The following is a 26,447-nucleotide window of genomic DNA, read 5'->3' as shown; positions in this document are numbered from 1 at the left end:
TGAAGTATACAAGAGCATGATCATTTTAAGCGTTAGGAAAGCGGCTCAATAGAATGAATCAAACCACCATTTAAGAGAGAAGGGAATGATATCGATATCATTCCCATTATTTTATAGTGCAGTTTGTTTCATTTTTTCTAGGGTAAATGCTTTAAGCTCTTCAGGTGAGATTGGTTTAGAGTAGAGATAACCTTGTAGTAAATCGCACTGACACTCTCTTAGTACGTTCTTTTGGTCATTTGTTTCAACGCCTTCAGCGAGAACGACCATTTCAAATATTTTCCCAATTGCGATGATGTTTTTTACCATCGTCAAAGATTGGTGATCACTATGGATATTATCAATGAAACTCTTATCGACTTTCAATTCATCAATCGGTAGTGCTTTCAGCATACTTAATGAAGAGTAGCCAGTACCAAAATCATCGAGAGAAATCTTAATGCCTAATTGATGCAGTTGCTCGCAAATCGGTTTTACATAATCGAGATCTTCAATAAATAGGTTTTCTGTAATTTCAATGGTCAAATTATTCGCATTGAACTTTGAGTAGCTCAAAGATTTCATGAGATGAGGAACAAAATCAACTTGCATGAATTGTCTCTCTGAAATGTTGAGTGACAACCTTAAATCATTGGACATTGCTTGTGGTAACTGGCTGATATCGCTCAGGCTTCGTTCAATAATAAACTTGCCTAATTTAGGCATTAACCCAGATTTTTCAGCAATTGGAATGAAAACGTTCGGTGGAACGAATCCGAGTTTTGTGTCAATCCAACGAACGAGAGCTTCAACACCGTATAGGTTGCCTTCCATATCAAATTGAGGCTGATAAACCATGAATAGCTCTTGGTTTTCAATGGCCAGTCTTAGTTTTTGTTCAATTGCCATCGTTTGAAGGTGTTGCGCTTGCATTTCCGAGTTGAACATTATCGATGCGTTACGTTCTTTTTTAGCCTGAAACATAGAAATGTCTGCGGCTCTTAGCAGTTCATCTAAATTCCCACCGTGTTCAGGGTAAGTTGCTATACCAATACTGCTGCCTAATAGAAATTGGTTACCATCTATGGTGTAAGGCTTAGAAAGTTTGTCTTGTATATTGTCGGCAAATTTTCGTAGGTCTTGAACATTATGCTTTTTAACCATGACGATGAATTCATCACTGACTTTTCTGATTAAAATATCCGAAGGGGTAACACATGTTTTCAAACGCTCAGAGATGTCGATAAGAATCTTATCACCAAAAGTATGGCCGTGAGCTTCGTTAACACTTTTGAAATTATCGATATCGATGTAGAGCAGATAGAAGGTTTCGCTTGGTAAATCTAGCCATTGACTAAGAGAGTCAGAAAGGTAAGGACGGTTTGGCAATCCTGTCAAATGATCGTGAGTTGCCTGATACAGAAGCTTTTCACGTGTTTTTCTGTCATTTTTTGCGATAGATCGAACGAGAGTGTAGAAACAAATTTGTATCATTAAAAATACAGAAGATAAGAATACAAACTCAGAGTAAAACTGCTGGTCTAAAAGTTGTCTATCCGTTTGAGACATTGCCCAAATATTAAACTCAGGGATAAACCGGACAGATATAAGGTAATTATTACCAGAGTGTTCATTACTTATGGTGAAAGATTTCGCTGATTTTTTTACTTCATCCTCTGAAAGACCGTATTTTTGATTGATTTTCGCAATACCAGTTTGATAGGTAGCTAGAGACATTGGTGTTTTGTACCAATTTTCAGCATAGCCATCAGCAGAGACAAAAAGAGGGTGCAAATCTTCACGTATTAATTGTAGTGAATTGGATGCATTCAGGTGACTTGTGTTACTTAGTACCATTGTACTTTGGATCTTAAGCCCTGCGGTCATCACAGCTTTAACCTCACCAGAAGGCATTCGTAATGCTTTGCGAATGGGGATGACAGGCTTTTCTAATGAGGGAACAACATAAGTTTTCCCAACAACAATAGCCTCACTGTTAAGTGCATTGATAAAATCTTCATGGTTTGTCTCATGTTCCATGAGATTAGGCATAGCAGCTAATTGTAGGTTTGAGCTAACTGCAATGAACGTTCCCGCTGTATTGGTAATTCCAAATGCTTCTATAGCAGGATGTAATGTGAGTAACTTGTCTAAAATAGGTCGAATTTGTATAGCAGCAGTGCGAGTATAATCGTTTTGGGAGATGATTTGCTGACCGATAAGCTCTAATAAAGATTCTTGGCTTTTTAGAAGTGAGTTTGTTGAATTAACAAAAAGTTCTAACTGTAATATTTGATCATTTGTCGCTTGCTGTTCTATTGCTTGGTAACGAGAATGGCAAAATATTCCGAATAACAACATGGTCGCAATTAAAACAACGGTATACATAGTCCAGATGTTTTTCTTTAATTCTGCCATTTAACCTCATGAAGCTTTTCAGTACGCTGTTTGTGATACCATGGTAGCTATTCAAAATAGTGAAGCAAGTATTGATTTGGTAGTAAGTGACATTTTTTGCTTAGATGTGAGAAACATAACTTATTTACTGGGGGGAATGGGAAGAAAAACTAGGGAAGCGGCAATATTGTCCAACTTCCCATGAAATTGATTACCAAATTAATTGGCGGTTCGTGGTAGAAAAAATCTGCTGTTTAGCAGGAGACCCATCATAAAACCATATTTCGACTAACAACTCTTTTTTTGCATTTGGTACTGTAAAATTGATGGTGCTTTTACCTTCTTGCAATGAAGCTGATGCGATGCGACTTGAATAATTCGCTTGTATGGCTGCGCTATTATCGGTGCTAAATTGATGGTAGACAGATACGTATGCACGTTGTGTGGTCTCACTGCTTAAATCAAGCTTGAGCTGAAAATCGTCTATTGGGTTGTAGTCAAACCCATCAGGAACAATTAGCTCAGAGGTCGTTAAGGTACTTTCTGCCGGAGTGGCGGTGCTATTACCGCCTTCAGAGCTTCCACCCCCACCTCCTCCGCCCCCACACCCCATAAGAATAAGAGTTAGCGTCGTTACAGTCAGTAAGTTTTTCATAATCGATACCCTTATGGTTGATAGTATTTATTTTGTATAGCATTTGATGACTCAAACCAATCAGTGTTTTTACTGCCACCAGATTGGGCATATTCGGCAAAACTCGGATAGGCAGTTACAAGGTCGGTACGTTCTGTCGGCCATTCCCATTCATCGGTAATGAGTAGCGCCCAAGGTAAATTTGTCGCTGTCTTAAAGTAAACACCTGAACTTTCATCACTGACATCGACACCAAGGCCGGCAAGGTTATCGGTATCAAATTTCTCTGTTGGGGCCTGGTCAGCTAAATGTATCTCATAGCTACGACCGGGGTGATTGGGTAAGCCCTGCCCATGATAGGTTCCTGGTGAGGCAAAGATGAATGGGTCATATGGCATTCCCATAAGAGAAGAGACATCAGCATCTTCTTTCAATGTAATGCTTAAGTTGAAAGCAAAAGCTTCGGAGTCTTTACAGCTATTAATGGTTCGATAGTAACTGCAATTTGTTGAAAATTTAGACGTTAAATCGTTCGATATAATAAATATTGCTTCGTTGGCATCCAGCTCCAATCCGCTATCTTCATTGATTGCACCGTTATGCTGTTGGAAGGTACGAGCCGTATCAATCTCAGAGCGAGACAATCCAGCTAATCTAACAGCAAATCCATTTTTATAGTCTGCGCCATAAGCTGCAAATCGGCCTTTAATGGTTGATTTAACCACCTTATTCTCTTTAACAATTTCGGTGATGTGGTAGAACATGACGACGTCGTTCATATCGTAATCTGCGGTATAGGGCCAGTTATCTTCATAAGCGAGGGTCGCGTAGCCAAATTCGCTTGGGAAGTATCGAGCAGTGGCCCCATCATTGAGAACGTTGATTTGATAGTCTTCCACTTCTCCAGAGGTAGAGCCTCCGTTGTAATTAAGTCCTGTTTGTTGACTGAAACGAAATCGAGCCCATGTGTTACCGTTTAGGGCATTGATATCGACATTCAGCAGCAGTTGATTCGTGCCAGCAGTGAGCTCCTTGTCTGAAAATACCTTCTCGTTTTCATCGTCGAAATCACCATCTTGGTTCCAGTCTATCCATGCAGACAAGTAACCAGAGATTGAAGCATTGGCAATAATAATGGAGTCAAAACCAGTTTCTAGAGCGGTAACAAATCCGATTCCATCTTCATCATTACTGCCAGAAGTGTTATCACTTAAAGGGGACACAAAACCATCCTGTTCTCCGTCTGGTACTGTGTTGCCTAACCAAGTCATGCCATCGATTTGGTGTCGCGGGCCATTACTGGCAAGCGTAGTTTGATAGCTATCAGGAGCGTCACCAAAATCGATGGTCGAGTCTTCATCAATCACAGGAGCATTTGCACAACGTGCACCATCGTTTTGACTAGATGAAGGACCATCTGCAAACTTAACCGCAGGGACATTTCCGGCGGCTATTTGAGCATCGTCGGATAAATCAATACGGTAGACTTGTCCATCTTGATTTCGAGATACGTAGTAGTAACCGTTGACATCAAAGTAACCCGCTCCAAATGTTCCTAGCTCGCCAGTATCTCCGATGTAAGTTTCAGCGCCTGTTGACGTATTAAAGCGATATAAACCGCCGCTGTTATTATCGATACCATATAGAGAACCATCACCGGGGTGGAAAGCGAAATCCGTTAATTTTGGGCTAGCGGAAGAGGAGATCTGCTCTACTAATAAAATGGCCGTTGGATCACTCTCAAGTGGGCGCAAGTCAATTCTAAAAAGCCCTTTTCCAGTGCGGTATAGGTAATAATATTGGTCGTGAACATCACCCACATAAAAAGTGTGGCCAGTGGGTAAATTAGCTGTGTTAACGATCTCTGCTTGGAAGTCGTGGCCTAACCTTACGATTTGTTTATTCGTTGTGTCGTAACCATAGATATAGCGGTTTTCAAAATCGAACCCGACACCGTTAATGTTCACATCCATGCCTGTGTCGCTTTGTATCAGCGTTGATTGACCAGTAACTAAGTTTAAGCCATACACTTGAACTGGGTTTGATTGGAATAAATAGGCTTTGCTTGGACAAGTATCGAATGGGGCTGCCAATGCCGCCCCTCCATAGGTAGCCAATGATAAAGCAACAATAGGTAGTATTCTCATGTCATCTTCCTTTCCTTCTAACGTATACTCCTTATTACAAGTTGCGTGCCATTTTTAACCTTTTGATTTCAATGTCTTTTATTTTTATATTTTCTATATTCTCAATTTGATTATCAATATTGGAGATATGAAAAAAGCCTTAGCGATTAGACTAAGGCTTAATGATGAGTGACGGAGTAATGCTACCAGCCATGAAACTGGATGGATCGATGACGTTATTTGCTACATACCGGACATGATGGCTGCTTGAATAATTTCATTTCACGCCATGTCAGTGACATCGCATCTAAGATCAATAGCTTTCCTTGCTTCGACTGGCCAAAGTTCGCTAATACCTTAATGGCTTCTAGCGCTTGAGTCGCCCCGATAATTCCGACAACAGGAGCCATTACTCCCGCCTCAACACAACTTAATGCAGCGGTTCCAAATAGGCTACTGAGGCATTGATAGCATGGCTGATTCTCATCATCATAAGTGAATACACTAATTTGACCTTCCATACGAATAGCGGCACCAGAAACTAATGGTGTTTTAGTCGCAAAGCAGAGTCTGTTCAGTTGATTTCGAGTTGCTACGTTGTCACTTGCGTCGAGCACTAAAGAGTGCGATTCCACAAGTTGTCTAAGCTGCTCATCGTTTAAGCGTTCAGAAACCGTATCAACCATGATATGAGGGTTAAGAGTTAAAAGTGTCTCCTTAGCGGAATCGACTTTCAAACGACCAATGTCTGCGTCACTGTGTAGAACTTGACGTTGTAAATTCGACAGTTCAACGACATCGTCATCAATCAAGGTGATTTTTCCAACCCCCGCAGTGGCAAGGTATTGAGAAGAGGCACAACCTAAGCCACCAGCACCAAGGATCAAAATTGAGCTCTGCTTTAGGGCTTCTTGTCCATCAAAATCAAACTGTTTGAGGATGATTTGACGATTGTAGCGAAGCATCTCTTGGTCAGATAATATTTCCAACTCTCAATTCCTTAATAAAGCGTAGAGTTAAACTGCTGGATCTGAACGGTTTCACCCACTTGAACATTACCTCTGTCACGTTCAATAACGACGAAGCAGTTAGCAAGGCTCATTGAACGAAATGCACCAGAGCTTTGGTTGCCTGTCGATTCAACTTCGAACTGACCATTTCTGATGGTGTAGATCCCACGTTGATAGTCTGTTCGCCCCGGGCCTTTTTTGAAAGCCGTTTTTGTAATGGCAGGGATGGATTCAGGTGCTTGCCAATGAGTATGGCCTGCAAGTTTCGCTAGCATAGGTTGAACTAAAACATACATTGTCAAAATGGCTGAAACCGGGTTTCCTGGCAACCCACAGAACCATGCATCATCTAGAGCGCCAAAAGCGAAAGGCTTGCCCGGTTTAATCGCAAGTTTCCAAAAACCGATCTCCCCAAGTTCTTCGAGTATGTCTTTGGTGTAATCCGCTTCGCCGACACTTACACCGCCGGAAGTGACAACCACATCAGCCATTTTTTGTGCTTCTTCAAATGTTGCTCGTAAGGTGTCTTGGCAGTCTGGAATGATTCCAAGATCAATCGCTTCGCTGCCAAAACCTTCGATGAGAGGTTTAATTCCATAGCGATTGCTGTCGTAAATTTGACCATCTTCCAACGTCTCACCCAATGATTTCAATTCGTCACCAGTAGAGAAGAAGGCCACTTTAGGTTTAGCAATAACGTTTAGATGACTAAAGCCAAGAGAGGCGATCATCGGAATATCGCGCGGGGTAAGTCTTACCCCTTTTTCTAGAACAATGTCACCTTGTTTGATGTCATCACCAGTAGGGCGAATATTGTTTTGTGGTTTGATGTTCTCTTGTTTAATTTCAATGCCAAGATCTGTTACTGCGGTATTTTCTTGCATGATAACAGCATCACAGCCCTCAGGGATTTTTGCGCCTGTCATGATACGGATACAGGTTCCAGCAGGCCATTCACCTTCAAATGGAAGTCCGGCGAAAGATTTACCAGCAAGCGGTAATATATTGGAACGCTCAAGATCAGCGAGTTTTATCGCATAACCATCCATTGCAGAATTATCAAAAGGTGGAACAAAAATTGGAGATAAAACGTCTTCAGCTAGGACATAGCCTAAAGCATCAGCAAGAGGTAGTTGTAGGGTCGTTTGAATAGGAGAGATACGCGAAAGCATTTTGTCTAGCGCGTCTTCAATAGGCATTAAGCCCGGAGCGTCACAGCAGCCCATATAAGAATCCTTTGGTACTTGTCATTATTAGAGTGTTATCGCCGAGTACTTTAGCATAAATTTAGCCCTGGCAATATACTCCACAGGTGTTGGTATTCATCACTTCAGTGCAATGCCCCTCACCAAAATAGGGGTGTAATTATTCAAGATTGCGAGTATGCTTGTCTGCCATCCAAAAGGGGTAAATCAAGAGGAATGCGAATGTCAGGTCTTAGCGAATCAGCTCTGTTGGTTAAAGATGCGCTATCAAGCCGTGGATTAGAGACGCCGATGCGTCCTAATGATGTAAGCCGAGAAGAGAAAAAAGAAAAGATTGAACACCATATGCGTGAAATCTTGTCTCTGCTCGAGCTAGACCTTACTGACGATAGTTTAGAGGAGACGCCTCAACGCATCGCCAAGATGTATGTTGATGAAGTGTTTTCAGGTTTAGACTACACAAACTTTCCAAAAATCACCGTCATCGAGAACAAGATGAACGTTAGTGAAATGGTTAGAGTAAAGGACATTACGGTAACCAGCACGTGTGAGCACCACTTAGTCACAATAGATGGCAAAGCAGCGGTGGCTTATATACCACGTGGAAAAATCATCGGATTATCAAAAATTAATCGTATCGTACGTTTCTTCGCTCAGCGCCCTCAGGTGCAAGAACGGATGACACAACAGATTCTAGTCGCATTGCAAACCTTGCTTGAGACAGAAGACGTTGCAGTAACGATGGATGCGGTGCATTACTGCGTTAAATCACGCGGAGTAATGGATGCAACAAGTGAAACCACTACTACTGCGTTAGGTGGGATCTTTAAGTCCAATCCAGCGACAAGGCATGAGTTTCTCAGCGGCTTACGCTAGGTTTATGGTTAATAGCTCAATAGATTAATCGTGAAAGGCGACTAGCCATTAGCGACAAGAATAAAAAAGCCGATGACATAAAAATGTCATCGGCTTTTTTTACTTAGTTATAGAGCGGCTCAATTATAAATCTGCTCAGTTATAAATAACGATTCTTGTTATAGAACGCTATTTTTGGTCAATGTTACCAAGCTTGAGCCAAGTATCGACAACAGTATCTGGGTTTAACGATACAGAACTAATGCCTTGCTCCATTAACCATTGAGCAAAATCGTCATGGTCGGATGGGCCTTGTCCGCAAATACCAATATATTTTCCTGCTTTGGTTGCGGCATCAATGGCCAATTTCAGCAACGCTTTTACTGCTGGATCTCGTTCATCAAACAAGTGCGCGACATCGCCTGAATCTCGGTCTAAACCAAGAGCCAATTGCGTCATATCATTTGAACCGATAGAGAAGCCATCAAAGAATTTTAAGAACTCGTCTGCAAGTATTGCGTTAGACGGTAGCTCGCACATCATAATGACTTTAAGTCCATCTTGACCGCGTCGTAAACCGAATTTCGCCAATAGATCGATCACTGATTCTGCTTCGCTTGGTGTTCGAACAAATGGGATCATGATCTCTACGTTCTTTAAGCCCATTTCGTTACGTACACGTTTGATTGCTTGAGTTTCAAGCTCAAAACAGTCTTCAAAAGAGGAAGAGATGTAGCGAGAAGCGCCTCTAAATCCTAGCATTGGGTTCTCTTCGTGTGGTTCGTAATCTTTACCACCGACTAAGTTGCTATATTCGTTCGACTTAAAGTCAGACATGCGGACAATCACACGCTTAGGCCAGAAAGCCGCACCTATTGTTGCAATACCTTCAGTAAGTTTACTAACGTAGAAATCAATTGGGTCGCTATAGCCTTTAATGCGCTCAGTGATCTCAGCTTGAAGCTCTTCAGGTTGTGCATCAAAATTGAGCAGGGCCTTAGGGTGGATCCCAATCATCTTATTGATGATGAACTCTAAACGAGCAAGACCAACACCTTCATTTGGCAATTGAGCAAAGTCGAAAGCACGATCTGGGTTTCCAACATTCATCATGACTTTAGTCGGCAGTAATGGTAACTCGTTGACTGCTGACTGTTTTACTTCAAAGTTCAACTCACCTTGATAGACAAATCCAGTTTCACCTTCAGAACATGACACTGTAACAGATTGCTCATTTGTCAGCTTTTCTGTCGCATCACCACAACCGACAATGGCTGGAATACCGAGTTCGCGTGCAATTATTGCAGCATGGCAAGTTCGGCCACCACGATTGGTCACGATAGCAGAAGCTTTTTTCATTACCGGTTCCCAATCCGGATCCGTCATGTCTGTGACCAGCACATCACCATCTTGGACTAGTGACATTTGGTCCAAAGAAGAGACTAAGCGTACAGGACCAGTGCCTATTCGCTGTCCAATGGCTCGGCCTTCAATCAAGACTTCTGCTTTTGCGTTTAATTGGAAACGCTCGACGACATTTTTGTCACTTTGAGAACACACGGTTTCTGGTCGTGCTTGGACAATGTAGATCTTGCCGTCAATCCCATCTTTGGCCCATTCAATATCCATTGGACGCTGGTAATGTTTTTCAATAATTAAAGCCTGTTTCGCAAGCTCTTCAATTTCATGATCGGCCAGTGAGAAATGCTTCTGCTCTTCTTCATCTGTATCAATGATCTCAACTTGCTTACCGATCTCTTGGCTATTGGCGTAGATCATTTTGATCAATTTGGAGCCAAAGGTCTTGCGGACGATCGAATGATTACCGGCTTCAAGGGATGGTTTATGAACATAGAACTCATCGGGGTTCACTGCGCCTTGAACGACCATTTCACCCAGACCCCAAGAGGAAGTAATGAAGGCGACCTGATCAAAGCCAGATTCGGTATCGAGTGTAAACATCACGCCAGATGAGGCTTTGTCAGAGCGAACCATGCGTTGAATACCCGCAGAAAGCGCAATGCCTTCATGGTCGAAACCTTGGTGCACACGATATGAGATAGCCCTGTCATTAAATAACGAAGCATAAACGTGCTTTGTTGCTTCGATAACCGCATCGATGCCTTTGACATTAAGGAAGGTTTCTTGTTGACCAGCGAACGAGGCATCAGGGAGATCCTCTGCGGTTGCGGATGAGCGTACCGCGACTGAAAGCTCGTCATTACCATCAATCAGTGTCGCGTAATGCTCACGGATATTATGTTCTAACTCCGTTGGGAAGGGAGCATCCAGAATCCATTGTCGAATCGTCGCGCCTGTCTTACGCAGAGCATCAATATCTTCAACATTCAAATCATTGAGTAGGGCATAAATTCGGTCATTAAGCTGTTCAAATTCCAAAAACTGGTGGAAGGCAAACGATGTAGTAGCAAAACCGTTAGGAACTGAAACGCCAGCATTGGATAAATTAGAAACCATTTCACCAAGTGAAGCATTTTTACCGCCGACTTTGTCGACATCGTTCATGGACAGGGTATTAAACCAAAGAGTGTACTTTTGCATGTCTATCTCCGAAACATTGCATTAAGTGCGAAAAAGGCAAACGATTACGTATTGGCTTAAAAAATTTTCACAAATGTTAAAAGCTGTGGGGGACGTAATAGCATGCCCGTGTAGGATTTCGTTATTATGGGTACATCCTACTCAAAAAATTTTTAAAACTTAAATAAAATATGCAAACAGAATATCAAAGTCGTGATGTGTTCTATGTTTCTGACGGAACGGCCATCACTTGCGAAACGTTAGGGCACACTGTACTGGCTCAATTCCCATTTAAAGCCAATATTCAGACATTTCCGTTCATCGAAAGTGAAGAGAAGTTGAATGATTTACTGAAAGAAATCGAACTCTCATTTTCAACTTCTGGTACATTTCCGCTGGTCTTTTTCTCTATGGTCATTCCTGAGATTAAAGAGAGGTTGCTTCAAGCCAATGCTCATTTTTATGATGTTCTTGAGCGCCTAGTGGCCTCAGTCGAAGCGGATCTTGACTTAGAAGCAAAGCCTCAGTTACAACGATCACATAGTGTGAATAAGGATTCAGTTGGTTATTTTGATCGGATTGCTGCGGTTGAATATACGCTGGCTCATGACGATGGCATTTCACTTCGCGGTTTAGAAGAGGCCGATATTATTTTGCTTGGTGTTTCTCGCAGTGGCAAAACACCGACGAGCTTATACATGGCAATGCAGTTTGGTTTGCGCGTTGTGAATTACCCCTTTATTGATGAAGACATAAAACGACTTCAACTGCTGCCAAGCTTCGAGATTTTCCGTCATAAGCTGTTCGGTTTAACGATTGATGCCGAACGATTGACCGAAATACGTGGTAATAGGCTCGCTGATAGTGAGTATGCAAGTACGGAGCAGTGCATCACGGAGTTAATCAGTGTTGAGGCTCTTTTTAGAAGAGAGGCTATCCCCTATATCAATACTTCAAGTATGTCTGTGGAAGAGATTTCGACTCGTATTTTAGAACGAACAGGTTTAAAGCGTCGGCTGTTTTAGATAGAGAAGATCTAATCATTTGGTGTTTTTATAAACACAAACAAATGGTGCTTGATATCTCAAAATCCGCAAATTCAGATATAAAATGGCATACTGTTTTGGTAATGTAACAAACTATTTTAAATTAGAATCATTAATTCATGCATGCACCTCCCCACAATTGTCGCCGTTCATTATGTCAAATTAGTCACGTGCTATCGGTTTTACCTGAGCCTGTCTTTTTAATCGATAGAGCAGGGAAGTATCTTAATGTGTGGGGGGGAACTAGCCAACAACTTCATCACGATGCCCAGCAGTTATTAGGCTCTTCCTTAACTGATCTGTTTGAACCAGCACTGGCTAAATCCTTCCTTAAGGTTTTAGAGCAGGTATCGCTATCGGGTGAATCACAAATGATCGAATACACCATTTCCCCAAGTGATATAACGCAGTTTGAAGAGATTGTTGGACCAAAAGAGAAGCAATATTTCAGTGCCGTTGTTGCACCTTTCTCTGCTGAAGGGGAAGTTTTATGGTGCGTGAGAAATGTCACTGAGCTAAATAAAAGTTTGGAGCTACTGGGTAAGCAAACGGAATTGTTAGAGGGGCTGACGAACACTGACCACTTAACACAAGTGTTTAACAGGCATGCTTTGGAAAATTATGTTCCTCCTGTAATGGAGAGAGCAAAGCGTGATCATGCGAGTGCGACAATCTTTATGATTGATGTGGACTATTTTAAACAACTCAATGATCACTATGGCCATACTTATGGCGATAAAGCATTACGTACCATCGCAGACTGTTTAAAAAGTGTAGAACGAAAAAACGGAATGTGTTTTCGTTATGGTGGTGATGAATTCCTACTGTTTTTCACTCACCTGACATTAGATGATGTGGAAGAGATAACATCTGAACTGAGTGACAAGCTTGAGCAATCCGCCCTAGTTCATGCCCACTCTCCAATCAGTGAAAAAGTGACGGTAACCATTGGGATTGAGCATCAGCGTATTATGCCTAACTCATGGGAATTAGAAGAGTTGGTACAACTGGCGGATAAGGCTCTATTTGAAGCCAAAAATACGAAAAGAGGTAGTATTAAGCTAAACGTCAATTAGCTTTCCTCTCGGTCTGTTGCATTGTTATGACACATTGATGTACAGATAGTATCCAAGATGTTCTCAACTGGCTCATTTTGATTTCTGATTAATTGATCAAATTCAAATAAAAGCATTTTTTGCTAAATTATTGGTCGAATGCATGAGCTATATCGTGCATTTTTTCAATAAATCATCATAATGCTCGGCTATCTCACCATAAGTTAGATTTTAATTAGGTTAATATGGAAAAGAAATTGGGGCTGGGTTCACTAACAGCACTCGTCATTGGCTCGATGATCGGGGCGGGCGTTTTCAGCTTACCTCAAAATGTAGCCGCGATCGCAAGCCCTGCAGCGGTTATGATTGGCTGGTTAATTACTGGTGTGGGAATGGTATTTCTTGCACTTTCTTTCCAACATCTTGCTCACTTAAAACCTAATATTGATAGTGGTGTGTTTGGCTATGCACAAGCTGGGTTTGGTGATTTTGTCGGGTTTTGCTCTGCTTGGGGTTACTGGCTAAGTGCGATGCTTGCCAACGTATCCTATCTGGTGATTGTCTTCAGTACGCTTGGAATGCTATTTGATCAACCAGATGCCGTCTATTTCGGCGCAGGCAACACATGGTTATCTGTTGCTGGATCTTCGATTCTGTTATGGCTGGTGCATGCATTGGTATTACGCGGAGTCCAAACTGCTGCATTGATCAATGTTATTACCACTTGCGCTAAACTTATCCCATTGATTCTGTTTATCCTCTGCGCTTCTATTGCCTTTAAATGGGACACCTTTGTTTTTGATTTTACTGGTGTAAGCTTTGGACCAGAACATGATTTACTTGCACAAGTAAAAAGTACCATGTTGATTACGGTTTGGGTGTTCATCGGTGTTGAAGGTGCTGTCGTTGTATCAAGTCGAGCTAAAAAGCGTGGTGATATAGGCAAAGCAACAATTTTAGGTTTGTTAACCGCACTTACGATTTATGTATTTGTAACTTTGTTGTCTATGGGGGTGATCAGCACACAAGAGCTAGCGACGTATCAAAACCCTTCAATGGCGAAAGTGTTAACAGAGATAATTGGCCCGTGGGGTGAACTAGTTATTGGTGTCGGCTTGCTTATTTCTGTATGCGGAGCATTTCTAAGTTGGACCGTTCTTGCATCTGAAGCGCCATATTTAGGTGCAAAAGATAAAATGTTTCCTAAAGTATTTGCGAAAAAAAATGACAGCGGTAGTCCATATAAAGCACTGACGTTTACCAATGTTTGCATCCAATTTTCGCTGATCTTCGTGATGTTTGCTGGTAGTACTTACGACACTCTACTTATCATTGCTTCTGAGATGATTCTTGTCCCATATTTTCTTGTGGGCGCCTATACATTGAAGCTGGCCATAGATACTGGGAATAGAGGTTCATTACTCTATGTTGGTATCTTTGCAAGTGCGTATGGTGTCTGGCTGCTTTATGCATCGGGTTTAAACTATTTACTTCTCTCTGCACTCCTTTATGTTCCTGGATTATTGTTTTTCATAAAAGCAAAAAAAGAGCAGCAGCAACAAGCATTTAATTTTAAAGAAAAGTTAGGGGCTAGTGTTCTTGCTATTGCTGCCACTTCCGCGTTGATAAACCTACTGTCATAACGGTATCATTTCATAGAATAACCCCGCAAAAATCAATTTGTGGGGTTTTATCTTTTAGATTCAGACCTATACTTGAAAATAACACTAAGCAACTGCTTTCGATTATTTCATTTAATAGGAATCTTAATGGGCCGAATCATTTCCCGTAGTTTTGCCTTCTCTTTGCTATTTTTTCCACTTGCATCTATCGCTTCAAATATTCAAAGCCAATTTCAGAAAGATCTTGAGCGCAATTTTGCCGCAGCGATTATTCTCACCGATAGTGATGTTCTAACGTTTGGCTTTCATGACTTTGATCCAAATGATTGGTTTGATTTGAAAAATGAAAATATTGGTACGGAAGATTCGATCAACTTACGAAAAAAAATCGCCGTGACGATATTGCCATATACTTTTGATCTCAGTGATGATGACGCCGTTAATAAGCACCAAATATCGGTTCGGTTATCATCTCTTGTCGTCGATCAGAATGTCGAAATAGATTCAAATTATAGCGATGATCGACATAGAGAGCTTGTGGCCGGTCTTGGCGTTGAATACGAATACATACAAGCTCTAAATGAAGATTGGAGCATGAACTGGGGAATCGGCACACATATTCAGTACTATAGAAGTCGGTATGAATATGGAAGTGAGGTGTTAGATCCGATCAAAGACATTGTTGATGGTGTCATTGTTAATACCAGTGCCTGGGCTACGGTGATAGAGCCCAATATTGAATTTAAGTATGAGCAGCCTAAAGATTGGGGAAAGTGGACGTTTAAATCTCGGTTAAACTATTTTTATGGTTTCGGCTGGGGGGATGCGAATAACGGTCATATTGGCAATCCTGAAGGCTGGTTTGTAAGTAACGGCCTAGCGGCTTTTTACGATTTTGATCAATGGGGAAGAGCCGTACAATCGGTTTACAGCAGTATTCGTAGAGTTGATATTGGTGGAGATACTTCAACTCCATTTGGCACAAGTCACTATTATGAAGGCAGTATCGGGTGGTTAATGACTCCCCCTTTTGAAACAGACTTAATTGATAATGTCGGAATAGGGCTCAATATTAATTATGGTAGTAATTTGAAGGGCGGTAGTATCATTCTGTTTTTCAACCAAGATTGAAAGTTCTGCCATTAAACACAAACTCGATTGCGGCCCTTTTTCTTTGCTTTGTATAACGCTTGATCCGCAAACTTTAGCACTTCTTCGTGTTTACGTGTAACTGAACTATCAGACACACCAATACTAACAGTCACGGTAACGGTTTTAGTTTTATTGCTCCCCCTGCCACGCTTTTGTACGCCGAGATCATCACTTGTAGGTCTTCCGTCGTTGTTTCGAATGACCATTTCATATTCTTCGATATCTGCACGTAACTCTTCGAGATAGGGCAAGGCTTGCTTCTTGGTTTTGCCTTTAAAAACGAGAGTGAACTCTTCTCCACCATATCGATACACTTTTGCATTTCCGCCTGTGAGTGCTAACCGGCTTGCTACAAGCTTTAACACGTCATCACCAGTATCATGCCCATAGGTGTCGTTGAATTTTTTGAAATGGTCAATATCTAGCATCGCCATAGTGAATTTGCGCCCGAGCAGTCGAGTATCAAGGTCAAAAGCTTGTCTGCCAGGAATGTTGGTCAGTCGATCATTAAATGCCATCTCATGGCTGGCAGAGATAACGTAAACAATAACCAAAATGCCTGAAAGCGAAAACATGGTGCTGGAAATGTACTGAACATCAAAGAAAATAAAGGTGGTGGATGAAAGTAAAATTGCAGAGTAAACCACAACGTCTATTGAGCGATTATTCATTAGAACCATGATGCTGGTGGCTCCAGATATCGCAATACAATATAGAATAAGAATAACAGGCAGTTTCGAATACTCTGGCAGTGAAAATAGAAGGCTCTCACTGAGATTATCGAACCCTCCATCATTGAAATGATTAAGAGTCAGCTGTGCCCAGACAATAAATAGAAAAAGAGTCGATGTGAAAATCGCAACGCCTTTAGAGTTCACACCAGAATCTTGAAAAGCGTGAACAAACAGACAAGCAACGGGAAGAAGAACCGTCAGTAGAGAAAGCTCTATTAATGTGGTACCAGTGGATAACGAACTTTGAAGGCGGAGTTGAATGACGCTATAAGCGATCAGCATAGCAATGGAAACCATCGCCATCCTACCTTGTTTAAAGGTGTGGCAAAGAACAATTGCGATGGCAAATAAGATATAAGGCAAGTTCCCAGCAAAGCCTTGATTGGCGCTGGTGACTAAAATTACATTGTTCATTCCAATTAGCAGCATAAATAAAAGAAGCCACGGGAAAAGGAATCTAAAGATACTAGTAGACACGAAAGATGTCATTGGTGATTAAAACCTAGCCTAAACTATAATTCTTATGAACGAGAATTGCTTAGGATACTTTTATTTAATGATTTTCCAAGCTTTTTGCTAAACTAATAGAAGAAAATAGACATGATGAACAAAAAGAGACCAATATTAACTTTTTATGATTAACAGGTTGATATTCTCTTTAACAAGCGCTACAAAATGTAATCGACACAACAAGGAGATTAAACAATGCAAATTAGCGTTGATGTGCACAACTACATGGAAACTCTTGTTGGCCACGTTTTGGCTGAAGATTCATACATTGAAAAATATGATAATGAACAGTTGGCTGATCTTGCCTGTTTAGCTCTTAGTCAATTGAGACCTGTTTATATCCGCTTCGACATCGATTTTTTATCCGCTTTACCAGAGAAAGATCTAGTAAAATTAAAAGAGAGTGCATTAACGGCTGTCATAGCTGCTGAAAGTATGGTTGTAAACGACCGTCGTAAAAACAGAGACGTTGATGTTCCCGTAATCTTCACTCATTCAAATCCAGATGATGATGTGGAATTGGAATGGTTTGAAAAGCCATTGCTTAACTATAAAACAGAATAATAAAGGAGAGGGTTGTGGGACTTTTTTCGCGGCTTTTTGGCGGTAGTAAGAAACCTGAAGCTATAGAGCAGGTTGAAGCAGTAGAGTACAAAGGATTTTTGATTTACCAGGAGTCTTTAGCCGAGTCGGGCCAATATAGAATCGCAGGACGAATTACAAAAGAAATCAGTGGTGAACTTAAGTCTCACCGTTTTATCCGTTCAGATGTGATAGCAAACAAAAATGATGCGAATGAGTTGATGCTTAAGAAAGCTCAAATGTTCATCGATCAAATGGGTGAGAACATCTTTTAACGGCGACTTACCGTTAGATTGATGATAATCACCTTATTTTAAGCCGTAAGCGTTTATGCTATGGCTTTTTTTATGTACAAAGTTCGACTTTATCCAGTTGTTTTTAAAGTGATATTTTCTGGAGTGGTTTGACCTCTGTGTAGTGTTTAAAATGTTGTTTTTTTCCTTAACAACAGAGACAATCACCGATTACTTAAGGTTATATGTAATGAAATTTTGTATTTTTATTACAAAACACTTGAAGTTAACGCTGTCGTTAGATAAAAACAGAATATTCATTGTGCCAATAGTAGGGAATAACTATGCAAATTGGTGTGCCAAGAGAGAGACTTGCGGGTGAAACGCGAGTAGCTGCAACACCGAAAACGGTTGAGCAGCTTTTAAAACTGGGATTTGAAGTCACAGTTGAAACAAAGGCTGGTTTATTAGCTAGCTTTGACGATGCTGCTTTTGAAGCTGCTGGGGCGACAATTGCTTCAGTTGAAGAAGTTTGGAAATCTGAACTTATTCTTAAAGTAAATGCACCGCAACTTAATGAATCAACTGGTGTTGATGAAATTGAATTAATGCAGGATGGTGCGAGTTTAGTCAGCTTCGTGTGGCCAGCTCAAAATCCGGAATTGATGGAAAAGCTATCAAGCAAAAACATCAACGTAATGGCGATGGATGCAGTTCCTCGTATCTCAAGGGCTCAGGCTTTAGATGCGCTGAGTTCTATGGCAAACATTGCGGGTTATCGTGCTGTTGTGGAAGCTGCGCATGAATTTGGTCGTTTCTTCACAGGTCAAATCACAGCTGCAGGTAAAGTTCCGCCAGCTAAAGTCTTAGTTGCTGGTGCTGGTGTTGCGGGTTTAGCAGCCATCGGTGCCGCAGGTAGTCTTGGCGCCATTGTTCGTGCATTTGATGTTCGTCCAGAAGTAAAAGAGCAAGTTCAATCAATGGGTGCTGAATTCTTGGAAGTTGATTTCCAAGAAGATACAGGTGCTGGCGATGGTTATGCAAAAGAGATGTCTGAAGCTTTTAATAAGAAAGCAGAAGAACTCTATGCAGACCAAGCTAAAGACGTTGATATCATTATTACAACCGCACTTATCCCGGGACGCCCAGCGCCAAAACTGATTACCAAAGAGATGGTAGACAGTATGAAAGCGGGTAGTGTCATCGTCGATTTGGCGGCTGCAAATGGTGGTAACTGTGAATATACGGTAGCAGACCAAGTCATCACAACGGAAAACGGTGTGAAGATTGTTGGTTATACCGATATGGTTGGTCGCCTACCGACTCAATCTTCTCAGCTATACGGCACTAACTTAGTTAACCTTCTTAAACTTCTATGCAAAGAAAAAGACGGCACAGTTAACATCGATTTTGATGATGTGGTACTACGTGGTGTTACTGTTGTTAAAGAAGGTGAAGTTACTTGGCCTGCGCCACCTATCCAGGTTTCTGCTCAGCCTCAAGCTAAGCAAAAAGAACCAGTAGTAGAAGCAAAAGTTGAAGAACCAACATCTCCTGTGAAGAAAATCGCAGCACTTGCCATCGGTATTGGCGCGTTCGGTTGGATTGCATCTGTCGCTCCTGCTGCATTCCTTGCTCACTTCACTGTATTCGTTTTGGCTTGTGTTGTCGGTTATTACGTGGTTTGGAATGTTTCTCATTCATTACATACACCGCTAATGTCTGTAACCAATGCTATTTCTGGCATTATCGTTGTTGGTGCATTGCTACAAATAGGTCAAGGAAGTGGCGTTGTAACTTTCCTTTCGTTCATTGCAGTGTTGATTGCAAGCATCAATATTTTCGGTGGCTTTACTGTCACGAAACGTATGCTTGAAATGTTCCGTAAAAAATAAGGAGTAACAGATGTCTGCAGGATTAGTACAAGCAGCTTACATTGTTGCTGCAGTTCTTTTTATCATGAGTCTTGCTGGTCTATCAAAGCAGGAATCAGCTCGCGCGGGTAACTACTACGGTATTACCGGTATGGCTATTGCCTTAATAGCAACGATCTTTAGCCCTGATTCATCAGGTATTGCTTGGATCCTTGTTGCTATGGTTATCGGTGGTGGTATTGGTATCCACTATGCTAAGAAAGTAGAAATGACAGAAATGCCAGAGTTAGTGGCAATTCTTCATAGCTTTGTTGGTATGGCGGCGGTACTGGTTGCTTATAACAGCTATATCGATCATGGCGAACTAACTGGTGCGATGTTAAACATTCACTTAGTTGAAGTCTTCCTTGGTGTATTTATTGGTGCCGTTACATTTACAGGTTCGATTGTCGCTTTCTGTAAATTACGCGGATTAATTTCATCATCTGCGCTAAACCTTCCACACAAACACAAGATGAATCTAGCCGCTGTCGTTGTTTCAACGCTGCTGATGATCCATTTTGTTAATGTTGAAGGCAGTATGTTTGCTCTTATTGTGATGACATTAATTGCATTCGTATTCGGTTACCACCTTGTTGCTTCAATCGGTGGTGCAGATATGCCAGTGGTTGTATCAATGCTTAACTCATACTCTGGTTGGGCAGCAGCAGCGGCAGGTTTCATGCTAGCAAATGACTTGTTGATCGTAACAGGTGCACTCGTTGGTTCTTCAGGTGCGATTCTTTCTTACATTATGTGTAAAGCAATGAACCGCTCATTCATCAGTGTTATTGCAGGTGGCTTTGGTCAAGAAGTGACGGTGAGCTCTGGTGATGAAGAACAAGGTGAGCATAGAGAAACATCGGCTGAAGATGTCGCGGATATGCTGAAAAACTCTAAGTCTGTCATTATCACTCCAGGGTATGGCATGGCTGTTGCTCAAGCGCAATATCCAGTTCATGAAATTACAGAGAAGTTACGTGCACAAGGTGTTAACGTTCGCTTTGGTATCCACCCTGTTGCTGGACGTTTACCAGGACATATGAACGTACTACTTGCTGAAGCAAAAGTGCCTTACGATATCGTATTGGAAATGGACGAGCTTAATGATGATTTCGGTGAAACAGATACCGTTCTTGTCATCGGTGCTAACGATACGGTTAACCCTGCGGCTATTGATGATCCAAACAGCCCAATCGCTGGTATGCCAGTGTTGGAAGTATGGAATGCAAAAGACGTTATCGTATTTAAACGTTCAATGAATACCGGTTATGCGGGCGTACAAAACCCATTGTTCTTCAAAGATAATACTCAAATGTTGTTTGGTGATGCGAAAGCTTCATGCCTGAGTATCTTAGAACACTTGTAATCTAAGTTTTTTAAGCATCAGTTTAAGAAATAGCAAAAGGCAGCCCATATTGAGGCTGCCTTTTTTTCTTCTGAGACTAATGAAACAATGTTAGTCAGAATTTAAAGTATATTCTGATAGTTAAGAATCAAGCCAGAGACTGAATTCATCTAAGGTTAAGCATAAGTCCAAATTCTTAAATGTTATACATGAGTCGGTTAGATAACATATATGATCTTGATGCTCATCGTGAAAGATTATTTTTCCAACCGTGTCATTGAACTCTTCTTCGTTTTCAATGTTATGCTTGTACCCTCGATTCTCTAGAACTAATTTAATGAAGCGTAATTGCTCTACATGACGTTCATTCCATATTTTTGCAGCTTCTTGTTTTCTGTTCATTTTATCCTCAAAAACATATGTGGTTCTCTGACTGATAAGACGACAATTTAATTATTGATACTGCATTCAGAGATTGGAGAGTATTGTATATCGATAAGAGAGAAAAATGAATTTGGACTCATAACAAGATTTATAAGATAATGACTTAAAATCATGACACTTAGAAGTTTAAAGCAACTAAATTGATAAAAAAAATCAGCTATTCATTACTACTATTATTAACGCTATTTTCTGCAAATGCGTTAGCAGATTCCCTGCCTGAAAGAATAGAAAACTTTGCTGATCAATTTGATTATGAGTCTGCTACTCAATTTTACGATATACGTGTATTACAGTCTGATTATCCGACAAAACTTCTAGCTCCTGAGTCAATGCTACCGCAAACCGCAAAGTACCCACTTAAAGATATCCAACAACTTTACCGGCTTGCCGAAACATGTAATGGAAAGCTGCCACTAAGTCCTTTAATTACTGAACCTTTAGTTTTTACTCGCTCTATGTGTAAAGGTACTCCTCTTTCTTCTCGTTGGTTTTCACGAAGCAATCTAATTCACCCTGGTGGCGGCACATACGCTGCCCGATATGTGCAAAATCATCCTGAGCAATTTGAGCCGTTACAGCAATACATGCATATTCAGGAGCGACCACAATCTATAGACAATGAACTGCTTACCCGTCTACAAGAAATGGATAGTGACGCAATCACATCGCTCATCTCTGGGGCCAGTATGTTTGTCGAAAATGATGAATTATGGCTAAGGAAAGGGGAGCTGTATTATTTGTTTAATAGCTCGATATGGAAAGAAAATGCTGAACTCTCAGGTCTGAATTACAAATTATCTTCTGAATCAACAACGTGTTTAGTTCAAAGGGGTAATTTGTGTTGGGATGTTAAAGATCATTCTGAAGTACTCCGTATCAGCATGATCGTATTGATCGTTGCCAATATATTTCTAGTGGTTGGATGGTCAATCTATCGTTGGAATGTCAAAAAAAATGAACTTAAAAGTCGGATGCTTGTTCTACAAATTCTGACACATGAATTGAGAACACCGATTGCTAGCTTATCGATGACAGTGGAAGGCTTTAGACGTGAGTTCGAAAAGCTACCGGAATCTGTTTACGGCGAATTTAGAAAATTATGTGAAGACACGCGAAGATTAAGGCAATTAGCTGAAGCAAGTAAGGATTATTTACAGTCCGATAACCAAACTCTTGCAAGTGAATGGATTCCCTCAGTTCAAGAGTGGCTAGAATATAAAGTAGAGGGGTTGCAAGCGCCTGTCACTCTCAGCTTTAATCAGGATATTGCAGCAAAAGTGAATATCTACTGGCTTGGTACATGCATTGATAATTTAATTCGCAATGCGGTGAAATATGGCGTAGCACCCATCACTCTCGAAGTGACAACAGATAACAGTCGCTTGGTTATTCGAGTTATTGACCAAGGGACATTAACGAATAAAGACTGGCGAAGGTTAAGAAAACCGTTCGAAAGTAAAAGTGGCCTAGGGTTAGGCCTAACAATTGTTGAATCTATGGTTGGACGAATGGGAGGGAAAATGACTCTCATTGGCCCGCCAACTACATTTATTTTGGAGATACCCTGTGAAACAGACATTGCTACTCGTTGAAGATGACAAAAATCTAGCGGATGGACTATTAGTAAGTTTAGAGCAAGCTGGGTATGAGTGTTTACATGCTGAATTAATTTCAGAAGTCGAACAGTACTGGGAAAAAGCGGATTTAGTTATCTTAGACAGACAACTTCCCGATGGCGATTCTGTTCAACACTTAGCGAATTGGAAAAAAACGAAAGATGTTCCCGTCATACTGTTAACGGCTTTAGTTACGGTTAAAGACAAAGTGTCAGGACTTGATGCAGGGGCTAACGACTATCTCACTAAACCATTCGCCGAGGCGGAGTTATTTGCACGTATCAGAGCACAACTTAGATTACCAGAATCTGAAGCGGTTGATGAAATGAAAGTCACCACTGAAAACTTGGTAATAGATAAAGCGACCAGAGAAGTTTTTTTCAATGATATCTCCGTTACATTAACTCGCACAGAGTTTGATCTTTTACTTTTCCTCGCTAGTAACCTTGGCAGAGTGTTTACTCGAGATGAGTTGCTTGATCATGTTTGGGGTTATAACCATTTCCCAACCACTAGAACCGTTGATACACATGTACTACAACTACGCCAAAAGTTACCAGGCTTAGAGATAGAAACATTGCGTGGTGTAGGATATAAAATGAAAGCATGATGATGTCGAAACTTGGATTGTCTCTTATTCTGATTTTTTCGCTAGCACCTAAAGTGGTGTTGGCGGAATACTGGTTTGATGAAAACACGCCATTGACTCATGCCCATCAGAATTTGTTGAATGACGACTTGAAATCGATGTTTACTTCATTGGTAGAGGTTTGGCAACAAAACAAATCATCGACCCTGAGTTCCCATTTAAATGGTCTACTTAACCAATCGCTTGAACGAGATTGTGGTAAATCATTAGCACAAAGTAATTTTCCAGACTGGATTACCTCTGTCATTATTCGCAATCAAACCATACAAAGCCCGGGTAGAGATTCATATCGAGCGGTGGTAGAAGTAATCTCACCGAATATCATCAAAACGATTAATTTAGAGCGCTGGGTTGACAAAAAAATATCAAAAGACAGTGATTTTTACAGTCAGTCGCGTGACAATGTCACATCCAAGCAGCACGCTTATATACAAAGGTACAATTTAGCTAACAGACTACCAGCAGGGCTATATCGCCTGAACATAGAAAATTCAGATGGCCAAGAGTGGAGTTCATGGGTGATTTTTACCAACTCGAAGCTAAAACAGCGAGTTCGATGGGCATCAAAAGACAAGTGGTCAGTTTCAAAAGACGCTCTACTTAACCCTTACTGTCCCTTACCAACACTTGAAACTGCGCTCTATGATGACGTCGATGGAAAATATGTTCAAATATGGGGCCAAAGCTACGAGACTGACTATCCTGACTCACTAGACACTGAAAGTTTCCCCCCAAATCGATATGTTCTTGCCGTCTCAATGAGACATCAGCGGTGGCAAGGTAATATTGTGATAGAGCAATCTCAGACTATCAGCAAAACTTATGATATATCTAGGAGCGAATAACTAAAGTTTTAAGCAGAAGTGCCGCTAATCCTAATAGGGAAATAACAAAAAATACTAATATGAAAAATTCGACTAAAATACTTATCAGTTCTATTACCCTTGCATCCGTCCCCGCTGTTGCAGCAAACTATTCAGTTGAGGCTCGTGGTGACGCAATGGGGGGAGTTGGTACCGTTTCAGCATCCTACTTGACCGCTCCATTCTACAACCCAGCATTAACAGCAATTTATAGACGTAATGATGATGCTGGTATGATACTTCCGAGTATCGGCATTTCCTATAATGATGAAAACAATCTAGTGGATCAGATAGATGGAATAGCTGACGGACTGGCTGCCATTCCACCTGATGCTGCCGCATTAGACGCGGCTCTAACTGCGATGGATGGGGATAGCGCTAAATTAGAACTTGGTGGTGTAGTTGCTTTTGGTATACCCAATAAATTTATAGCCGCTAATATTTTTGGTAAAGCGTATACTGAAACCTTTGTCACTCCAAGAATTGATACAGCAGCAGGTGACGGCGTCACTAAAGCAAATAATAGTATCGTTGAAGCAGTGAGCATTGGTGTGACGGAAGTGGGGATATCGCTTGCTAAGTACCAAACATTTTTAAATCAGCACCTTGCTTTTGGGATCTCCCCTAAATTACAACGTATTTATACATATTCATACGCGACCTCTTTTTCTGCTTATGATATTGGTGATGTTAGAGAAAATGAAACGGCTGAGACAGTATTTAATCTCGATGCCGGTGCACTATGGTTCTACGGACCTGTACGTATTGGCTTTGCAGCAAAAAATTTGATGGGTCGTGATATAGAGACCAAGAAATACCAACATACAGCAGGTTCCAAAACTTGGGACATCGGCTATGAGTACAGTATGCGACCTTTGTATACTATTGGGGCTGGGATTGTATCTGATTATTTCACAGTAAGTGTGGATTATGATCTCAATGAAGAGAAACGATTCAGTCAATTTGATGATAACACTCAAATGTTAAGGGCTGGTTTTGAAATTGACTTGATCCGCCAAGTACAAATTCGTGGTGGTTACATGACGAACTTAGCGAGAGATACTGAAGATACCATTACTGCTGGTTTAGGGATCTCTCCTCTAAATATATTTGAAATTGATGTTGCCGCCAGCTACACGAATGAAGATGCGATGGGTGCTTCAATAAATTTCCTTGCTACTTATTAATTGACCTTATATAGTCGGCTCCTGAATTTTAGGAGCCGATTATGTTTGACGACTTAACACTATCCCACCAAGAGCAGCAAGCCGCTGTAGAAGAAATCCAAAAGTTAATGCAACAAGGCGTGAGCACAGCAGAAGCAATTAAAATTATTGCTGAACAAATCCGTGCTGAAAAAGCCAACCAATAAAAGAGTAGGGTAGCATTACCCTCTTTTTCTCTCCCCCCTGATAGACCCACACTTACACTCATTTTCTATTCGTAGTTTCACTCAATTCCAGCAACAAAACCTCAAACACTCACTTTAGTGTTGATTTATGAGCTTATTTACCTAAAACAGCATAATCATCTGCATTGTTTAATCGTAACGCTAACCATCTTAAAGCTTGGCGTTATATCGTCGATCTCAGCAAAAACCATTTAAAACCAGCAGGTTGCAACGGAATTTTATTCCGAACAGTAATTAATGGCACCTTGGTGTGTAATTAAATTACGAAAACCAATGTAAGTAAAACAATTGAGATGTCTAACTAGTGATTTGTGCTGTTAGCCTTTTGTGGGAAAGGATTATCATAGGTAGTAGGGATTTATGCTTAAAAGGAATTACAGCGTCACTTCTTGGTGTGGGAGTATTACTCATATTTCAGACTGCGAGACACTGTAACTAAAGTGACACTGTCTCGTCTTGGTGGGCTATTTTGAATAACTGAGTGGGTGTTTCTGCTAGGATGATTTTTCAAAACCATTAGCA

The 26,447-nt window shown here is 41.0% G+C and carries 21 protein-coding genes; 14 read left to right on the top strand and 7 right to left on the bottom strand.

Features of this window, described 5'->3' with window-relative positions; translation table 11 throughout:
• Positions 1 to 111 precede the first annotated feature (111 nt).
• The 5 genes from OCV39_RS19180 to moeA form a co-directional block, all read right to left on the bottom strand.
• A complete protein-coding gene (locus OCV39_RS19180; RefSeq protein WP_113798928.1) occupies positions 112 to 2,397 on the bottom strand; it encodes a bifunctional diguanylate cyclase/phosphodiesterase in 2,286 nt (761 codons plus the stop codon).
• Positions 2,398 to 2,587: 190 nt separating this feature from the next.
• Positions 2,588 to 3,031, bottom strand: a complete 444-nt coding sequence (locus OCV39_RS19175) for a hypothetical protein (RefSeq protein WP_261889724.1) — start codon at positions 3,029 to 3,031, stop codon at positions 2,588 to 2,590.
• Positions 3,032 to 3,042: 11 nt separating this feature from the next.
• The gene (locus OCV39_RS19170; RefSeq protein ID WP_261889723.1) at positions 3,043 to 5,157 is read right to left on the bottom strand and encodes an LruC domain-containing protein; all 2,115 of its coding nucleotides are present in this window, start codon (positions 5,155 to 5,157) and stop codon (positions 3,043 to 3,045) included.
• A gap of 215 nt (positions 5,158 to 5,372) precedes the next feature.
• Positions 5,373 to 6,125, bottom strand: a complete 753-nt coding sequence (gene moeB / locus OCV39_RS19165) for a molybdopterin-synthase adenylyltransferase MoeB (protein ID WP_136995389.1) — start codon at positions 6,123 to 6,125, stop codon at positions 5,373 to 5,375.
• 11 nt (positions 6,126 to 6,136) lie between these two features.
• Entirely contained in the window at positions 6,137 to 7,372 is a 1,236-nt protein-coding gene (moeA, locus tag OCV39_RS19160; RefSeq protein WP_261889722.1) for a molybdopterin molybdotransferase MoeA, read from the bottom strand.
• Positions 7,373 to 7,573: 201 nt separating this feature from the next.
• Between moeA and folE the strand changes: the two genes are divergently transcribed.
• Positions 7,574 to 8,227 (top strand): GTP cyclohydrolase I FolE, encoded by a 654-nt coding sequence (gene folE / locus OCV39_RS19155; protein ID WP_017053242.1) that lies wholly within the window; start codon positions 7,574 to 7,576, stop codon positions 8,225 to 8,227.
• A gap of 168 nt (positions 8,228 to 8,395) precedes the next feature.
• Here the strand turns inward: folE and ppsA are convergent, their stop codons facing one another.
• Positions 8,396 to 10,768 (bottom strand): phosphoenolpyruvate synthase, encoded by a 2,373-nt coding sequence (ppsA, locus tag OCV39_RS19150; protein ID WP_261889721.1) that lies wholly within the window; start codon positions 10,766 to 10,768, stop codon positions 8,396 to 8,398.
• A 170-nt stretch (positions 10,769 to 10,938) separates the two neighbouring features.
• Here ppsA and ppsR point away from each other — a divergent pair, with 170 nt between their 5' ends.
• The 4 genes from ppsR to OCV39_RS19130 all read left to right on the top strand — a co-directional run bounded on the left by ppsR (position 10,939) and on the right by OCV39_RS19130 (position 15,601).
• Positions 10,939 to 11,772 carry a posphoenolpyruvate synthetase regulatory kinase/phosphorylase PpsR gene (ppsR, locus tag OCV39_RS19145; protein WP_113798914.1) on the top strand — a complete coding sequence of 278 codons (834 nt, stop codon included), beginning with the start codon at positions 10,939 to 10,941 and terminating at the stop codon, positions 11,770 to 11,772.
• A 140-nt stretch (positions 11,773 to 11,912) separates the two neighbouring features.
• Positions 11,913 to 12,869 carry a diguanylate cyclase gene (locus tag OCV39_RS19140; protein ID WP_113798912.1) on the top strand — a complete coding sequence of 319 codons (957 nt, stop codon included), beginning with the start codon at positions 11,913 to 11,915 and terminating at the stop codon, positions 12,867 to 12,869.
• Positions 12,870 to 13,093: 224 nt separating this feature from the next.
• Positions 13,094 to 14,491 (top strand): basic amino acid/polyamine antiporter, encoded by a 1,398-nt coding sequence (locus OCV39_RS19135; RefSeq protein WP_029203438.1) that lies wholly within the window; start codon positions 13,094 to 13,096, stop codon positions 14,489 to 14,491.
• A gap of 126 nt (positions 14,492 to 14,617) precedes the next feature.
• The gene (locus tag OCV39_RS19130) at positions 14,618 to 15,601 is read left to right on the top strand and encodes a Solitary outer membrane autotransporter beta-barrel domain (protein ID WP_261889720.1); all 984 of its coding nucleotides are present in this window, start codon (positions 14,618 to 14,620) and stop codon (positions 15,599 to 15,601) included.
• An 11-nt stretch (positions 15,602 to 15,612) separates the two neighbouring features.
• Here the strand turns inward: OCV39_RS19130 and OCV39_RS19125 are convergent, their stop codons facing one another.
• On the bottom strand, positions 15,613 to 16,785 hold the full coding sequence (locus OCV39_RS19125; RefSeq protein ID WP_390903257.1) for a GGDEF domain-containing protein: 1,173 nt from the start codon (positions 16,783 to 16,785) through the stop codon (positions 15,613 to 15,615).
• A gap of 276 nt (positions 16,786 to 17,061) precedes the next feature.
• On the opposite strand from OCV39_RS19125, the gene OCV39_RS19120 reads away from it, so the two are divergent.
• The 9 genes from OCV39_RS19120 (at position 17,062) to OCV39_RS19080 (ending at position 25,886) form a co-directional block, all read left to right on the top strand.
• The gene (locus tag OCV39_RS19120; protein ID WP_017053235.1) at positions 17,062 to 17,430 is read left to right on the top strand and encodes a late competence development ComFB family protein; all 369 of its coding nucleotides are present in this window, start codon (positions 17,062 to 17,064) and stop codon (positions 17,428 to 17,430) included.
• A 14-nt stretch (positions 17,431 to 17,444) separates the two neighbouring features.
• Positions 17,445 to 17,723, top strand: a complete 279-nt coding sequence (locus OCV39_RS19115) for an HlyU family transcriptional regulator (protein WP_017053234.1) — start codon at positions 17,445 to 17,447, stop codon at positions 17,721 to 17,723.
• Between the two features lie 302 nt (positions 17,724 to 18,025).
• Entirely contained in the window at positions 18,026 to 19,576 is a 1,551-nt protein-coding gene (gene pntA, locus OCV39_RS19110) for a Re/Si-specific NAD(P)(+) transhydrogenase subunit alpha (RefSeq protein WP_261889718.1), read from the top strand.
• Positions 19,577 to 19,586: 10 nt separating this feature from the next.
• A complete protein-coding gene (gene pntB, locus OCV39_RS19105; RefSeq protein WP_017053232.1) occupies positions 19,587 to 20,963 on the top strand; it encodes a Re/Si-specific NAD(P)(+) transhydrogenase subunit beta in 1,377 nt (458 codons plus the stop codon).
• A gap of 563 nt (positions 20,964 to 21,526) precedes the next feature.
• A complete protein-coding gene (gene vxrA, locus OCV39_RS19100; RefSeq protein ID WP_261889717.1) occupies positions 21,527 to 22,978 on the top strand; it encodes a sensor histidine kinase VxrA in 1,452 nt (483 codons plus the stop codon).
• Positions 22,953 to 23,612 (top strand): response regulator transcription factor VxrB, encoded by a 660-nt coding sequence (vxrB, locus tag OCV39_RS19095; RefSeq protein ID WP_017053229.1) that lies wholly within the window; start codon positions 22,953 to 22,955, stop codon positions 23,610 to 23,612. Before vxrA ends, vxrB begins: the two co-directional genes overlap by 26 nt.
• A complete protein-coding gene (locus OCV39_RS19090; RefSeq protein WP_017053228.1) occupies positions 23,612 to 24,496 on the top strand; it encodes a DUF2861 family protein in 885 nt (294 codons plus the stop codon). Before vxrB ends, OCV39_RS19090 begins: the two co-directional genes overlap by 1 nt.
• A gap of 59 nt (positions 24,497 to 24,555) precedes the next feature.
• Positions 24,556 to 25,701, top strand: coding sequence for a conjugal transfer protein TraF (locus tag OCV39_RS19085; RefSeq protein ID WP_261889715.1), 1,146 nt, complete (start codon positions 24,556 to 24,558; stop codon positions 25,699 to 25,701).
• A 41-nt stretch (positions 25,702 to 25,742) separates the two neighbouring features.
• Complete coding sequence (locus tag OCV39_RS19080) at positions 25,743 to 25,886, top strand: YoaH family protein (RefSeq protein ID WP_017053226.1); 144 nt, start codon at positions 25,743 to 25,745, stop codon at positions 25,884 to 25,886.
• Positions 25,887 to 26,447: the final 561 nt, after the last annotated feature.

Source organism: Vibrio cortegadensis (genome assembly GCF_024347395.1).
Lineage (GTDB): Bacteria > Pseudomonadota > Gammaproteobacteria > Enterobacterales > Vibrionaceae > Vibrio > Vibrio cortegadensis.
The sequence above is the reverse complement of the archived record's forward strand: the minus strand, read 5'-3'. Positions and strand labels throughout refer to the sequence as shown.

Excerpts from the sequence above, each read along its gene's own strand:
- ppsR (WP_113798914.1), top strand. The coding sequence starts at position 10,939 with ATGCAAACAGAATATCAAAGTCGTGATGTGTTCTATGTTTCTGACGGA.
- OCV39_RS19125 (WP_390903257.1), bottom strand. The coding sequence starts at position 16,785 with ATGCTGCTAATTGGAATGAACAATGTAATTTTAGTCACCAGCGCCAAT.
- OCV39_RS19135 (WP_029203438.1), top strand. The coding sequence starts at position 13,094 with ATGGAAAAGAAATTGGGGCTGGGTTCACTAACAGCACTCGTCATTGGC.
- pntA (WP_261889718.1), top strand. The coding sequence starts at position 18,026 with ATGCAAATTGGTGTGCCAAGAGAGAGACTTGCGGGTGAAACGCGAGTA.
- OCV39_RS19180 (WP_113798928.1), bottom strand. The coding sequence starts at position 2,397 with ATGGCAGAATTAAAGAAAAACATCTGGACTATGTATACCGTTGTTTTA.
- moeA (WP_261889722.1), bottom strand. The coding sequence starts at position 7,372 with ATGGGCTGCTGTGACGCTCCGGGCTTAATGCCTATTGAAGACGCGCTA.
- OCV39_RS19120 (WP_017053235.1), top strand. The coding sequence starts at position 17,062 with ATGCAAATTAGCGTTGATGTGCACAACTACATGGAAACTCTTGTTGGC.
- OCV39_RS19170 (WP_261889723.1), bottom strand. The coding sequence starts at position 5,157 with ATGAGAATACTACCTATTGTTGCTTTATCATTGGCTACCTATGGAGGG.
- OCV39_RS19140 (WP_113798912.1), top strand. The coding sequence starts at position 11,913 with ATGCATGCACCTCCCCACAATTGTCGCCGTTCATTATGTCAAATTAGT.
- OCV39_RS19080 (WP_017053226.1), top strand. The coding sequence starts at position 25,743 with ATGTTTGACGACTTAACACTATCCCACCAAGAGCAGCAAGCCGCTGTA.
- OCV39_RS19175 (WP_261889724.1), bottom strand. The coding sequence starts at position 3,031 with ATGAAAAACTTACTGACTGTAACGACGCTAACTCTTATTCTTATGGGG.
- OCV39_RS19130 (WP_261889720.1), top strand. The coding sequence starts at position 14,618 with ATGGGCCGAATCATTTCCCGTAGTTTTGCCTTCTCTTTGCTATTTTTT.
- OCV39_RS19090 (WP_017053228.1), top strand. The coding sequence starts at position 23,612 with ATGATGTCGAAACTTGGATTGTCTCTTATTCTGATTTTTTCGCTAGCA.
- OCV39_RS19085 (WP_261889715.1), top strand. The coding sequence starts at position 24,556 with ATGAAAAATTCGACTAAAATACTTATCAGTTCTATTACCCTTGCATCC.
- pntB (WP_017053232.1), top strand. The coding sequence starts at position 19,587 with ATGTCTGCAGGATTAGTACAAGCAGCTTACATTGTTGCTGCAGTTCTT.
- ppsA (WP_261889721.1), bottom strand. The coding sequence starts at position 10,768 with ATGCAAAAGTACACTCTTTGGTTTAATACCCTGTCCATGAACGATGTC.
- folE (WP_017053242.1), top strand. The coding sequence starts at position 7,574 with ATGTCAGGTCTTAGCGAATCAGCTCTGTTGGTTAAAGATGCGCTATCA.